Consider the following 13,881-nt stretch of genomic DNA (forward strand, 5'->3'; position numbering starts at 1 on the left):
CGCCTCAAGGACTGGAGGAGGGTCGCGACACGATATGACAAGCTCATGCTGAACTTTACAGCCACATGCTATATCGCTGCCATCGTCACATGGTGGCTCAATTGAGTCTGGACCCTAGAACGCATCCGGCCTCTTTGGGCAAGCCTGTGGCAGCACATAAAAAAAGCGGCAGATTGCTCCGCCGCTTTTTTCCAATCGCGAATTGCGAAAAATTATTCGCTTGCAGCTTCTTCAGCAGGAGCGGCAGCTGCTGCGGCCGCAGCTTCAGCAGCAGCGGCAGCCTTGGCTGCTGCATCTTCTTCAGCCTGCTTGGCGAGAGCGAGACGCTCCTGAGCCTTCTTGCCTGGCTCACCCTTGGTCAGGTTGCTGCGTTCTGGGCGCTTTGCAAGACCGGCCTGGTCGAGGAAGCGAAGAACGCGGTCGGTTGGCTGTGCGCCCTGCGAAATCCAATGCTGGATGCGGTCGCCATCGAGCTTTACGCGTTCAGCGTCCTTGGCAAGCATTGGGTTCCATGCACCAACGGTTTCGATGAAACGTCCGTCGCGTGGAGCGCGAGCATCAGCAACAACGATGTGGTAGTAAGGACGCTTCTTGGAGCCAGCGCGGGCGAGACGGATCTTAAGAGCCATTTTTTCTTTCCTTTAGACAAAAGTTCTACCCTGACGGGCAATTGGTTAAGCCGGTAGAGCATTTCCAGCAAAAGTGCGAAGCGGTTTTGCGTCGGATAATGCGTAAATTAAACAAACAGAGTGGTTTCATTTTCACTGAAACCGCTCTGTTCGGTTATTCAGTTTCCGCTGTGGTTGGCAGCGGCATGCTCATGGTGCCGTATGACTTCCTTCACGATAAAGTTCAGGAATTTTTCGGCAAAATCTGGATCGAGATGGGCATCAACAGCGAGGCCACGAAGGCGCTCGACCTGACGCTTCTCACGAGCCGGGTCAGCAGCAGCAAGGCCGCGCTCGGCTTTCAAGACACCTACAGCCTTGGTGCAGCGAAACCGCTCCGCAAGCATGTGGATGAGTGCTGCATCGATATTATCGATGGAAGCGCGCAAGGACAGAAGTTCAGCGGGTACGGTGTTCTGTTCGTCGGCCATGATACTCACTTCTTCTTAGGTAGCCCGGGGAGACCACCACCAAGACCAGGAAGCTTAGGTCCACCCAAACCCGGCAATCCTGGAAGACCGCCGCCTTTGGTTAGACCAGCTGCTTCTGCCTGCTTGGCCAGCGCTTCGAGCTGCTTGGGATCCATCTTGGAAAGATCAGGCATGCCACCCATACCACCACCAAGACCACCAAGCCCCATCTTGCCAGCCAGACCGCCCATCATCTGCTTCATCATTCCGCCCTTGCCCTTGCCCATGACTTTCATCATGTCGGCCATCTGGCGGTGCATCTTGAGAAGCTTGTTGATGTCGGCAGCATTCGTGCCTGAACCTTTGGCGATGCGCTGCTTGCGGCTATGCTTGAGAAGGTCTGGATTGGCGCGTTCGGCTTTGGTCATCGAACCGATGATTGCGATCTGACGATCAAATACCTTGTCGTCAAGACCAGCTGCAGCAACCTGATCCTTCATCTTGCCCATGCCGGGCATCATGCCCATGATGCCGCCCATACCGCCGAGTTTCTTCATCTGGCCCAGCTGGTCGGCAAGATCATTGAGATCGAACTTGCCCGACTGCATCTTCTTGGCCATCGCTGCAGCTTTTTCCGCATCGATGTTTTCGGCAGCTTTTTCGACGAGCGAAACAATGTCGCCCATGCCGAGAATACGGTCGGCAATACGCTTGGGATAGAACTCCTCAAGCGCATCCATCTTTTCGCCGGTGGCGATCAGCTTGATCGGCTTGCCAGTAATGGCACGCATCGAAAGTGCTGCGCCGCCACGGCCATCACCATCCATACGGGTCAGAACGATACCGGTAATGCCAACGCGCTCATCAAAGTTGCGTGCCAGATTGACGGCGTCCTGACCAGTGAGGCTATCGGCTACGAGCAGAATTTCATGCGGATTGGCGGCTTTGCGGATATCCGCCATTTCCACCATCAGCGGCTCGTCGATATGCGTACGGCCTGCGGTATCTAGGATGACCACATCATGACCGCCAAGTTTCGCAGCCTGAACGGCGCGCTTGGCAATCTCGACGGGCGACTGACCAGCAATGATCGGCAGTGTATCAACAGACGTCTGAATGCCGAGCTGACGGAGCTGTTCCTGCGCTGCCGGACGACGCGTATCAAGCGACGCCATCAGCACCTTCTTGCGCTGACGCTCCGTGAGGCGCTTGGAAAGCTTACCGGTGGTGGTCGTCTTACCCGAACCCTGCAAACCAACCATCATAATGACGACAGGTGCAGGCGCATTCAGATCAACCGTGACACCTTCAGTGCCCAGCATTTCGATAAGCTCGTCGTGGACGATCTTGACGACCATCTGACCGGGCTTGATGCTCTTGAGGATTTCCGCACCGACAGCCTTTTCGCGGACCTTGTCAGTGAACGAACGAACCACTTCCAGCGAGACGTCGGCTTCAATCAGCGCACGACGCACTTCGCGCAGCGCAGCCGTCACGTCGCTTTCAGAGAGAGCGCCGCGTCCGGTCAAGCCGTTCAGAATGGAGCCAAGACGCTCCTGAAGTGATTCAAACATCGAATTTCCTTTTAATCCGAGAGGAGGCTTAATGCTTCATCAGGGATAGATCGTCCCACATATCTGCCAGTTCAAGAAGCAGCCCAGTTATAAAACCAATCAAAGAGGTACAGCACCCGAGGGCGCATCGCGCTGTCGGATGTGGACCTCCGGGATCGTTTTATACCACAATGGGTCCCGGTCGGCGGCTCGCGTTCTGAAGATCGCGGATAGATTGGGGTAGGCTCTAAGGCGATAAACCTGCAATGTCAAGCAAAAGACGGGAAGCAGCCCTGTACAATGTAGCACAGAGCCGCTTGCTCGAGCGTTATTGTGCAACTGCTCCGACAAGTGGATCGCCGATGCCCAGCACATAGAAGCCGATTAACAACAACGTGCCTGCCAGCGTCACATAATAGATCGTCGGAATGATGGTCATGCGCATCGTCAAGCCTTCGCGGCCCAACAATCCGACCGTTGCAGAAGCAGCAACGACATTATGAATAGCGATCATATTGCCCGCCGCAGCACCAACCGACTGTCCTGCAACCATCAAAGCCCCGGATATTCCCAGCCCTTCCGCAACACCGTACTGGAACTGACTCAGCATGAGATTGGAAACAGTATTGGAACCCGCAAGAAACGCGCCGAGAGCACCGACGGATGGAGCGAAGAATGGATAGATATTGCCGACCTCGACAGCCACCCAATCCGCAACCATCAGCGGCATACTTACCAACTCCTTTGAATTGACGCCTGAATTGATCATCACTCGAACCATTGGGACGGTGAAGAGCAGCACAAAGCCAGCGCCGAGCAACGTCTTTGTACTCTCCCCAAACGCCTTGGATAGTTGTGTTACAGACATGCGGTGAATGAAGAACGTGATCAGGCAGACAATGACGAGCAGCCCTCCAGGTAGGAACAAGGGCGCAAAGTCACCGCTTATTCCGGTTTCCCCCATGATATTGGTTGCAGCGAAAGTCACCGACTTCAATGCACTGCCAACAGCAGGGAATGTACGGCTTATCACAAGGAACAGCGCCAGAAGTATGTAGGGCGTCCAGGCAAGTCCCAACGATATTTTCCGTGATGTCAGCTCATCGAGTTTCATCTCGACGCTGCCCATCCAGCCTTCCGGCCATTCAGACGCTGGCGCAAAATCCCACGTGTCTTTTGGCATCAGAAATCCGGCACGTGCTGCAAGCGTGGCGAAAGCCAGACCGACCAGACCGCCGATCATTGACGGAAATTCCGCACCCAGAAACACCGCGCTTAGAGCGTAAGGTATTGTGAATGAAATGGCTGCGAAGAGCGCGAAAGGCAGAATGGCCAGCCCCTCTGTCCACGACCGGTTGCGCCCGAAGAAACGCGTCATGATAAGAACAAGAAAGAGCGGAATGAAAGTGCCGCACATTGCATGCAGAATGGCTACTTCCGACGTGATGACGTGAAAGAAGTATTCCCAGCTTGAACCAGCGCCCTGAAGTTGCTCCGTCAATGCCTCGCGATTGAGGCCCGACTGAACGCCCACAATGAGAGGAGTTCCAACCGCTCCAAAGGAAACGGGCGTAGATTGAATAATGAGACCGAATGTGACGGCGGCAAGCGCTGGGAAGCCAACGGCAACCATCAATGGAGCGACAACAGCCGCAGGCGTTCCAAAGCCAGACGCCCCTTCAATGAAAGAACCGAAAAGCCACGCAATCAAAAACACCTGAATGCGTCGATCGGGACTAATCTGTGCGAAACCAGACCGGATCGCAGAAATGCCGCCCGAATGCTTCAGTGTGTTAAGCAGCAGGATCGCTCCGAAGATGATCCAGAGCAATCCGGCAGTCTGGATCAAGCCCTGAATGGTAGAAGCGATGATGCGATTGCCGCTCATACCCCATAGGGCCATGGCAATAATGACTGTGACAATGTAAGTGACCGGCATGGCGGTCCGGGCTTGAATACGAAATCCAACCAGCATTACACCGGCTACGAAAATCGGCAAAAATGCAAATAACGCAAGAAATCCATTCGACACGTGGCGTCCTCCCTCGTCAATGTCGTGGCCTAAAAGATCAAATTGTAATCATAGTGGTAAATAGTTTTTACCACCTCGGCTATAGTTCATAGGTATGAAGCACTTTGTCAACAGGGGCGAAAATGCTCGTTCTCAAGCCCTAAACTTGTCAAACTCCCCTATTTTAGCGATAAAATACTTGAAATGGTGGGACTTGATGCCCGGTTCCGGCATGACATTTGACGTAAAGAATGGCAAATTCGCGCCGAGGTAGAATCAACTCCGAAGGAGAAACGAATGGCATTGTTTGCCAAGGGCCGGTCTTGGACGGCAGCAGCAGTTCTTGCAGTGGGCATGATGGCCGGAACTGGCCTAGCCGAGGCAGCCCAGTGCGGAAACAACGGCGCTGGCTATAATGCCTGGCTCCAGCAGACGATCAAGGAAGCGCAGGGACGTGGTATTGGCAAGCGTGCAATCAGCGCACTGACCAATACAAAATATGCGCAGGCCACGATCAATGCTGATCGCAATCAGAAGAGCTTCAAGCTTTCCTTCGAGCAGTTCATGCAGAAGCGTGGCGCAAACACGATCATCCAGCGCGGACGTTCGATGAAGAAGCAGAATGCAGCGCTCTTTGCTGCAATCGAAAAGCGCTATGGCGTTCCTGCCGGCCCGTTGCTTGCAATCTGGGGTATGGAAACTGGCTTCGGTGCCTATCTCGGCAAGCAGCACACGCTTTCGGCTGTTGCAACGCTCGCCTATGATTGCCGCCGCAGCGACTATTTCACCCAGCAGCTTTATGCAGCGCTCAAGCTGATCGACAATCAGGATCTCGATCCAAATGCTGTCGGCGCCATGCATGGCGAAATCGGCCAGACACAGTTCCTGCCTGTTAACGTTCTGAAATACGGCGTGGACGGCGATGGCAGCGGTCATATTGACATGGCTCGCTCTAAGGCGGATGCACTCTATTCGACTGCTAACTTCCTCGTCGGTCACGGCTGGAGACGCGGCGCTGGCTACCAGCCAGGTGAAGCCAACTACGGCGCGATCCAGGGCTGGAATGCTGCAAGCGTTTACCAGCGCGCCATTGCAGAAATGGGCAAGGCAATCGACGAATAATCAAACTTATGGCGAAGTGAGAACATTGTTTCGCCATAAAACGAACAGAGAAAAGCCCCGAATTTCGGGGCTTTTTTCGTCTTATGCTGCTGTTTCCGGTGCGTCTATGACCGAACCTTCAGGTCTCTTGAAGTCACCGGTCTGCTGATCCATCACCCAAAGCTCGCCGGTCGAAATATCAAACCACGCGCCATAAAGGGTAAGCTTGCCCTTCTTCTCAAGAATGTCGACACATGGGAATGTGCGCAGATTGTTGAGCGAGTAGCGGATCGAAATACGCTCCAGCGCAGTCTGACGCTCGGTCGGTGTCATCAGCTGGTTGCCACTGATGGTCTCCGCCGCTGGCGCAATCAGGCTCATCCACTTGCCGATAAAGTCGCTTGGTGAAAGCGGCGCGCTTTGCGTATCAAGCGCTGCTTTAATGCCGCCGCATCGACCATGGCCCATGACGACGATATTCTTCACCTTGAGGCTCTGCACTGCAAATTCGAGCGCAGCAGAAGCCGCATGGAATTCACCATCCGGCTCATAAGGCGGAATAAGATTGGCAACATTGCGCAAAACGAATATTTCGCCCGGTGCCGTGTTGAAGATTGTTTCCGGAGCGGCGCGGGAATCGCAGCAGGCAATGACCAGCGTTTCTGGTGCCTGACCTTTTTCAGCGAGTTCCTTATAACGTGCCGTTTCAGACGCGAAATGCTCGCTCATGAAGGTTTGGTAACCGGCGAGGAGTGTATCTGGAATATCAGCCATGGCTTTCCATTATCCCTATCGAAAACGCAGAGCAATTAAAAACGTGAGGCGACAACTTGCGACCCGTTGCCACTTAACCCAACTCTTATACCAAGGCGGCTCAAGATGCTGCAGACGCATCACGCCTTGAAAAGTTCAATCACTGGCGCTTACAGCAGTTCCAGTTAATAGTGAATCGTTGGAACTGCTGTAGCTATTTGTTTTTAGGCATTTCCGAACGCAAAATCGGTTCCCACTTTTGCTGGAAATGCTTTAACCAAAATCCCATGAGTGATTCTCATGGGATTTTGGTATTATGCGCGCAATCCCTTGGTTGGATGTACCAACCGTCGGGTTTGTACCATTGCCATCGGCGTTGCGAGACTGGACGCATCTGCTTCCAGCATCAGTTCATCAGCCCCGCGCTTCGCAGAACGAGCCATGATCTCAAACACTGCAGCTGTCGTACTTTGCAACATCTTCTCGTCGGAAAGACCGGAAAGCTTGCGCGCCAGAAACACCGCCGAAGTTAGATCTCCAAGACCATTGGTGGGGCCTTCGACACAACGATGCTCCGCCATCAATGCGGCCGTAGGCGTCAGCAAAATATTACCGATACTGCCCGTCATAAGCGGGAAAGCAGATGTCACCAGCATCGTCGCAGGCCCCGCATCAAGTGCTGCTTCCATCAGTGCCTTGTTATCTTCAAGCGGCACGCCGGTCAGCCAGGACAACTCAAATCGATTGGGCGTGGCAATATCGGCAAGCGGCAACAACTTGTCGCGGATGCCGACGGCCGTCGCTTCAGGAACATACAGCCCCTTTTGATCGCCGATAACCGGATCACACAGATAGAGCGCATTTGGATTGCGCGCTTTCACCGCCTTGATCAGTCCGGCTACAGCTTCTGTTTGTTCGGGATGCCCGAGGTATCCGGTCAGGATCGCACCCACTTCACCCAGCCACGGCGCGCGTTCCAGATCCTGCATCAATGTCGCAAATTCCTGCGGCGGCGGCACAATGCGCCCAGCAGGCCCATGACCAGGATGCCATGGCAACACCACAGTTGGTACGGCCCAAACAGGAAAACCCAGCGTTTCCAATGCAAAAACCGCGGCGCGATTGCCCACCGAACCGCGAACGACATGACTTGAAATGACAATAACGGTTGTCGCATCCGACGGCGCTGAGAGCGTCATGTTGAACCTAGCTTTGCATGAGATAGAAAAGGAGCCAGCCGATAATCGCCAGCGTGATGATGAGGCCGAGTCCGCGCCCAACGCGCGTAGCCCAGAGTTCGATTGGATCATTCTCTGGTGCGTCGCTGGCGGAGAGATGATCGGCGGTGCGAGAAAGCCCACGCCGCACAATGCCCTCGGCACCAATCTGTTCACGCTGCAGCCGATCAAGAATACGCTGCGCCTCGTCCTGACGCTCGCGTCCCGGACCGCTGCCCTCGCCTATACCCGCCTGCTGGCGTTCACCCATGACCTGCCTGCCCTCAAGAAAAGACTCGCGTCTCAGAGAAGAACCACAGCATCACGCCCGAAGCGCCGTTCTGCAAGCAGAATGTTTGATCAAACGTAACTCGTCTGCAAACAGATTGGCATTTTTCGAAATGCACTCATGCGATTTTCACGATCAGCTTGCCAAAATTACCGCCCTCAAGCAGCGAGAAGAAGGCTTTTGGTGCATTTTCAAGCCCGTCAACAATGTCCTCGCGATAGCGCACATGACCATCGGCAATCCACTTCGCCATATCATGATAGAAGGCCGGGCGCTGCTCCACGAAATCACGCTGGATAAAACCGCGAATGGTAAGGCTCTTTGACAAAACGTCCCGCATGAAAACCGGCAGTCGATCCGGTCCATCGAACGCTCCGCTTTGGTTATATTGGGCAATCAGACCACAGACCGGCACACGCGCAAACTGATTGAGCAGCGGGAAAACTCCCGCAAAGACTTTGCCGCCCACATTCTCAAAATAGACGTCAATGCCTTTGGGGCAGGCTGCGGCCAGCTCTTCTGCAAAGTTATCGCTACGATGATCAATTGCTGCATCAAAGCCAAACTCTTCAATCAGCGCACGACATTTATCTGCACCACCCGCGATGCCGACAGCGCGCGCGCCTTTCAGCTTCGCAATCTGGCCAACAGCTGAACCCACAGGTCCTGTTGCTGCGGCGACCACAACGGTCTCACCTTCTTTCGGTTGACCAATTGTGAGAAGGCCCGAATAAGCGGTAAAGCCCGGCATTCCAAGAATGCCAAGTGCCGTGGTTACGGGCGCTGCTTTCTGATCAAGCTTGCGAACATCGGTGGCTTTTGCCAGCGCATAACTTTGCCAGCCCGAATGGGAAAGCACGAGGTCGCCCGGCGCAAAACCAGCGCTTCGACTTTCAACCACTTCGCCCACGGTTCCACCATCCATGACGGCACCGATCTCGACAGGCGCAGCATAGGATTTGGCGGCACTCATGCGCCCACGCATATAGGGATCAAGCGAAAGGTAACGCAGTTTGAGAAGCAGCTCACCTTCGCCCGGGCTTGGGATTGCCACTTCCTCAAGTCTAAAATTCTCAGCTACCGGCTGCCCATCGGGACGCGATGCGAGGACGATACGTTGATTGACTTTCGTGGCCATGGAAAACTCCCTGCACATTCTGGCTGATCAAAAGGCATTATGCCCCTTACTCTTGATCCGAACGTAAGTTAATCGCTTCGACTGAGAAACGACCGCACGGAAATCTTCGTGCTTGTTTTAAACGAATGGAAAGAAACTCTGTTCCCTTTCCGGCACGCCATTAGAAAAGAAAACCCCGCCACGATGGGCGGGGTCGATATTCCATAAAATGCGGTCGTTACTTCATCGTTGGAATAACGAATCGGCTCCGTCCTTGACGTCACCGCACGTCCGCAGCGAAGTGAGGACGCGCAATGTAAAAATCGTCTGGCGTTACTTCATCGTTGGAATAACAAATTCAGCTCCGTCCTTGACACCAGACGGCCAGCGCGAGGTGACTGTCTTGGTCTTGGTATAGAAGCGGAATGCATCCGGGCCATGCTGGTTGAGATCACCGAAGCCAGAAGCTTTCCAGCCACCAAAGGTGTAATAAGCAATCGGAACAGGGATCGGCACATTGATACCAACCATGCCGACCTGAACACGGCTTGCGAAATCCCGGGCTGCATCACCGTCGCGGGTGAAAATGGCAACGCCGTTGCCGTATTCATGTTCATTCGGAAGGGCCAGCGCTTCCTCGTAGGTCTTAGCGCGCACAACCGAGAGAACCGGACCGAAGATTTCTTCCTTATAGATGCGCATATCCGACGTGACATTATCGAACAGGCAACCACCCATGTAGAAGCCGTTTTCATAACCCTGCATCTTGAAGTTGCGGCCATCGACGACGAGCTTTGCACCTTCTTCGACACCGAGATCGACATAACCACGAATGCGATCTAGTGCAGCCTTGGTAACAACCGGACCGTAATCAGCTGAATTATCAGTCGAAGGACCAATCTTCAGCGATTCAACGCGTGGGATCAACTTTTCCATCAGGCGGTTTGCAGTGTCTTCACCAACCGGAACAGCTACCGAGATCGCCATGCAGCGTTCGCCTGCCGAACCGTAACCCGCGCCGATCAGTGCATCCACGGTCTGATCCATGTCCGCATCCGGCATGATCAGCATGTGGTTCTTGGCACCACCGAAACACTGGACGCGCTTGCCGTTCGAGCAGCCGCGACCATAGATATACTGCGCAATCGGTGTTGAGCCGACAAAGCCAATAGCCTGAACATCAGGATCATCAAGCAGCGCATCAACGGCATCCTTGTCGCCATTGACGACGTTGAAAATGCCGGCTGGAAGACCGGCTTCCATGAACAGTTCGGCCAAGCGCATCGGCACACCTGGATCGCGCTCGGATGGCTTCAACACAAAAGCATTGCCGCAAGCAATCGCAGGTCCGGCCTTCCAAAGGGGAATCATTGCCGGGAAGTTGAACGGAGTAATACCAGCAACCACACCCAGCGGCTGGCGCATGGAATAGGTGTCGATGCCGGTTCCTGCATTGTCGGTGAATTCGCCCTTCAGCATATGCGCAGAGCCAAGACAAACCTCGACCACTTCAAGACCGCGCTGAATATCGCCCTTGGCGTCAGCAATGGTTTTGCCGTGTTCACGTGCAAGCAGTTCGGCAAGGCTGTCATATTCGGCTTCAACCAGTTCAAGGAACTTGCGCAAAATACGAACGCGGCGCTGCGGGTTGGTTGCACCCCATGCAGGCTGTGCGGCCTTGGCATTTTCCACCGCTTCGCGGACTTCGTCTTTTGTGGCGAGAGCGACAGTACCCTGCACCGTGCCATCAAGCGGCTGGAAAATATCCGATGCACGTCCGCTTTTGCCAGCGACATGCTTGCCGCCGATGAAATGTCCTACAGTGCGCATTGAAAAGACCTCCCTGAATTCCGGTTCCATCTGGCAGATTCAAAACTGCCATCTTGATATCCATCCTGGCTCTGCAAATTCACAATTGCAAGGCGCTGAAAAGCGTATCCGTTGTGCATTTTCTATAGTACGATGGAGCAATATTCCGAAAAGTGCGTAGCGGTTTTCGGACAAGGTCATGCTCAAATTAAAGCATTTCCAGCAAAAGTGGGAACCGCTTTTGCGTTCGGAAATGCGTAAAAACAAATAGTTACAGCGGCTCCAACGATTCAATATTAACTGGAACCGCTGTAAGATCACGCTCAAACAAAGAACGCCATGAACTGGGACGATATCCGCATATTCCTTGCCGTTGCGCGCTCTGGGCAGATTCTGGGCGCGGCCAAAAGGCTTGGCCTCAATCATACAACAGTTGCCCGCAGACTGACTGCACTTGAGGCTGCACTTTCCACGACTCTGCTGACGCGCCGAACCAACGGCTCGACGCTCACGCAGGCGGGCGAGGAATTTCTGCTTGCAGCCGAACGCATGGAAGCAGAAATGCTTTCCGCGCGTTCGCAGGTCGGCAATGCGGATATCGCTGTTTCAGGTACAGTGCGGATCGGTGCGCCCGATGGTTTTGGCGTTACGTTTCTGGCTCCAAGGCTGGCGAGGCTGACACAGCAATATCCCGACCTCACGATCCAGCTTGTGCCGGTGCCGCGCTCCTTCTCATTGTCGCGGCGTGAAGCAGATATAGCTATCACGGTCGAACGCCCGGAACAGGGGCGGCTGATCGCCCGCAGGCTGGTCGATTATACGCTCGGTCTTTTTGCACATCGCTCCTACATTGAAGCGAATGGCATGCCGGAAAGCGTCGAAGATCTGAACAAGCATCGGACCATTGGCTATGTGGAAGATCTGGTGATCAATCCTTCTCTGGCATATGCGCCGGAAATCAGCCGCGACTGGAAGCCTGCTTTTGAAGTTTCAAGTGCGCTGGGACAGGTAGAGGCAGTTCGTGCGGGTGCTGGCATTGGCATTCTTCACGCGTTCATCGCACGCGCTGATCCCAATCTGGTGCCTGTTCTGCCCGATCGCATCATCCGTCGATCCTATTGGCTGACCTATCACGAATCCGCGCGCACCCTGCGGCGCGTTACTGCCGTTTCAGCTTTGATTTCCGAGCTGGTAGAGAGCGAGAAGTCGCTGTTTAGCTAGAGTGCATCCCGAAAAGTGTGAAACGGTTTCGGGATGCACGTAGAAACGCGCTCTAATTCGCTCGCCAGTAAATTGCCATCACACTGAGGATCATAGCTGCTGGGATAAACAGCGCATCAAGGCCAATGAAATAATGCGCAAAGCCGCCCAGAACGGCACCAATCATCAGTGACAGCCAAACGGCGAAATGTTGCAACCAGCGCCACCGTGGTGCTTCGCCCCGCAATGATCCGGCAAGATCGGCAGCAGAATTAAACAAAGTTCCTGTCACATAAGTCACACCGAGGCGCGCTGAGCCGATCGGTTGTACGGCGGCATTCTGCGCACCCATGGCGGCTGCCAGAAGCAGCACCGGATGGATAAGATTGAGCCCCTCTTGGCGCAAGACACTGACCAGAAGAAGTATCGCCGCCACGCTAGCCATAACTGCAAGACTACCGTTCTTGCCATGAGCGCGAACGGTCAACGTACCTAAAAAAGCTCCGGTGAAAAACAAGGCGATAAGAGCCGCCGGAAGCCAGATAATTGCCCGTCCCATCGCATCCGACTGCCCGGCAATAGCGAGACCGAGCTGTGTGGTGTTGCCACTCATGAAAGAGGCAAAAAAGCCGCCCAGTTCGAGAAAAGCAATTCCATCAATGAAGCCCGCCGATGCGGTCAGAGCCAGACCGAGAGACAGTCGCGAATTCGGTGTCATGGGATTGAACTTTGAAAAAGAGTGGCCCGGCTTTTGAAAAAACCGGGCCTTAATTCAAGATTGGAACGCGCCCTCAGACGCGTTTAACGATACGCAGAATAACAAGAAGGATCGCAGCACCGATAAAGGCGTTGACGATAGCCGCGATAATACCGCCGCCGACCGAAAAACCCAGTCGCGGCAAAAGCCAGCCTGCGAAGAAAGCGCCGATCACACCCACAATGATGTTACCGATGAGGCCGAAACCACCACCCTGAACCACTTTGCCAGCAAGCCAGCCGGCGATCAGGCCGACCAACAGAAATACGAGAAGACTTCCACCGTCCATAAGCAATTCTCCCTCTCATCATGCATCCCGCGACGCATCTGCAATGAGTTGACAATATGTTGGCCTGTCAGACAAGAGGCTATGAGAATTAAGGCGCCAGATGCCGGAAAGCGGCAACCACATCTTCATAGACCTTACGCTTGAAGGGCACGATCAAATCCGGCAGTTCCTGCATCGGTTTCCACGCCCATTCCTCGAATTCAGCCGTATGACCACCGGGAGGAGGATTGATCGCGATCTCGCTCTCGTCGCCTTCAAAGCGATAAGCAAACCACTTCTGGGTCTGTCCGCGATATTTTCCTTTAAGCGCCTGCCCGACCAGACGCGGCGGCAGATCGTAATTGATCCAGTTTGGGGCTTCAGCAAGGAGGGATACCGACTTCATGCCGGTTTCCTCATAAAGCTCACGCAGCGATGCAACTGCTGGATCTTCGCCTTTATCGATACCGCCTTGCGGCATCTGCCAAAGCTGTGTTGCCCCATCCATCTCATCACCTGGAATAACGATGCGCCGCCCGGCCCAGACGAGACCTTCCTTGTTGAGCACCATCAACCCCACACAGGGGCGATAAGGCAGGCTTTCGGGATCGACAGGACCTTTATGCTTCGACATCGTAATCTCCGTGTATTCGCAGGTATGCGCACCCATTGATATGCGGCAGCTCTTAGCGTTTCAATGTTATTAAACTGCGACAAAAAGAAAACGC

The 13,881-nt window shown here is 54.2% G+C and carries 14 protein-coding genes and 1 pseudogene; 3 read left to right on the forward strand and 12 right to left on the reverse strand.

Annotation, left to right across the window (positions count from 1 at the left end; genetic code table 11):
* Positions 1-105 (forward strand): annotated as a pseudogene (locus OIV19_RS20990) (IS5/IS1182 family transposase); the annotation flags it as partial.
* Positions 106-212: 107 nt separating this feature from the next.
* Here the strand turns inward: OIV19_RS20990 and rpsP are convergent.
* The 4 genes from rpsP to OIV19_RS21010 form a co-directional block, all read right to left on the reverse strand.
* The gene (gene rpsP / locus OIV19_RS20995) at positions 213-629 is read right to left on the reverse strand and encodes a 30S ribosomal protein S16 (RefSeq protein WP_095447416.1); all 417 of its coding nucleotides are present in this window, start codon (positions 627-629) and stop codon (positions 213-215) included.
* 158 nt (positions 630-787) lie between these two features.
* The gene (locus tag OIV19_RS21000) at positions 788-1,099 is read right to left on the reverse strand and encodes a chorismate mutase (protein WP_095447417.1); all 312 of its coding nucleotides are present in this window, start codon (positions 1,097-1,099) and stop codon (positions 788-790) included.
* A gap of 5 nt (positions 1,100-1,104) precedes the next feature.
* Complete coding sequence (gene ffh / locus OIV19_RS21005) at positions 1,105-2,652, reverse strand: signal recognition particle protein (protein WP_264233628.1); 1,548 nt, start codon at positions 2,650-2,652, stop codon at positions 1,105-1,107.
* A 307-nt stretch (positions 2,653-2,959) separates the two neighbouring features.
* Complete coding sequence (locus tag OIV19_RS21010) at positions 2,960-4,663, reverse strand: L-lactate permease (protein ID WP_264233630.1); 1,704 nt, start codon at positions 4,661-4,663, stop codon at positions 2,960-2,962.
* Between the two features lie 276 nt (positions 4,664-4,939).
* Here OIV19_RS21010 and OIV19_RS21015 point away from each other — a divergent pair, with 276 nt between their 5' ends.
* Positions 4,940-5,764 (forward strand): lytic murein transglycosylase, encoded by an 825-nt coding sequence (locus OIV19_RS21015; RefSeq protein ID WP_095447420.1) that lies wholly within the window; start codon positions 4,940-4,942, stop codon positions 5,762-5,764.
* Positions 5,765-5,845: 81 nt separating this feature from the next.
* Here the strand turns inward: OIV19_RS21015 and OIV19_RS21020 are convergent, their stop codons facing one another.
* From OIV19_RS21020 to OIV19_RS21040, 5 genes are all read right to left on the reverse strand, one after another.
* The gene (locus tag OIV19_RS21020; protein ID WP_095447421.1) at positions 5,846-6,517 is read right to left on the reverse strand and encodes a carbonic anhydrase; all 672 of its coding nucleotides are present in this window, start codon (positions 6,515-6,517) and stop codon (positions 5,846-5,848) included.
* 293 nt (positions 6,518-6,810) lie between these two features.
* Entirely contained in the window at positions 6,811-7,695 is an 885-nt protein-coding gene (pdxY, locus tag OIV19_RS21025; protein ID WP_095447422.1) for a pyridoxal kinase PdxY, read from the reverse strand.
* A 7-nt stretch (positions 7,696-7,702) separates the two neighbouring features.
* Positions 7,703-7,984, reverse strand: coding sequence for a hypothetical protein (locus tag OIV19_RS21030; protein ID WP_095447423.1), 282 nt, complete (start codon positions 7,982-7,984; stop codon positions 7,703-7,705).
* Positions 7,985-8,120: 136 nt separating this feature from the next.
* Positions 8,121-9,140, reverse strand: coding sequence for an NADPH-dependent curcumin/dihydrocurcumin reductase (gene curA / locus OIV19_RS21035; protein ID WP_264233633.1), 1,020 nt, complete (start codon positions 9,138-9,140; stop codon positions 8,121-8,123).
* 312 nt (positions 9,141-9,452) lie between these two features.
* On the reverse strand, positions 9,453-10,949 hold the full coding sequence (locus OIV19_RS21040; protein WP_264233635.1) for a CoA-acylating methylmalonate-semialdehyde dehydrogenase: 1,497 nt from the start codon (positions 10,947-10,949) through the stop codon (positions 9,453-9,455).
* 318 nt (positions 10,950-11,267) lie between these two features.
* Between OIV19_RS21040 and OIV19_RS21045 the strand changes: the two genes are divergently transcribed.
* On the forward strand, positions 11,268-12,149 hold the full coding sequence (locus OIV19_RS21045; RefSeq protein ID WP_095447426.1) for a LysR family transcriptional regulator: 882 nt from the start codon (positions 11,268-11,270) through the stop codon (positions 12,147-12,149).
* 52 nt (positions 12,150-12,201) lie between these two features.
* Here the strand turns inward: OIV19_RS21045 and OIV19_RS21050 are convergent, their stop codons facing one another.
* From OIV19_RS21050 to OIV19_RS21060, 3 genes are all read right to left on the reverse strand, one after another.
* The gene (locus OIV19_RS21050; protein WP_264233637.1) at positions 12,202-12,846 is read right to left on the reverse strand and encodes a YoaK family protein; all 645 of its coding nucleotides are present in this window, start codon (positions 12,844-12,846) and stop codon (positions 12,202-12,204) included.
* A gap of 73 nt (positions 12,847-12,919) precedes the next feature.
* On the reverse strand, positions 12,920-13,174 hold the full coding sequence (locus OIV19_RS21055) for a GlsB/YeaQ/YmgE family stress response membrane protein (RefSeq protein WP_094578288.1): 255 nt from the start codon (positions 13,172-13,174) through the stop codon (positions 12,920-12,922).
* 88 nt (positions 13,175-13,262) lie between these two features.
* Positions 13,263-13,787 (reverse strand): RNA pyrophosphohydrolase, encoded by a 525-nt coding sequence (locus OIV19_RS21060; protein WP_095447428.1) that lies wholly within the window; start codon positions 13,785-13,787, stop codon positions 13,263-13,265.
* Positions 13,788-13,881 lie beyond the last annotated feature (94 nt).

Origin of the sequence: Brucella sp. HL-2, assembly GCF_025846885.2 — a bacterium.
In the GTDB taxonomy this organism is placed as follows: Bacteria; Pseudomonadota; Alphaproteobacteria; order Rhizobiales; family Rhizobiaceae; genus Brucella; species Brucella quorumnocens.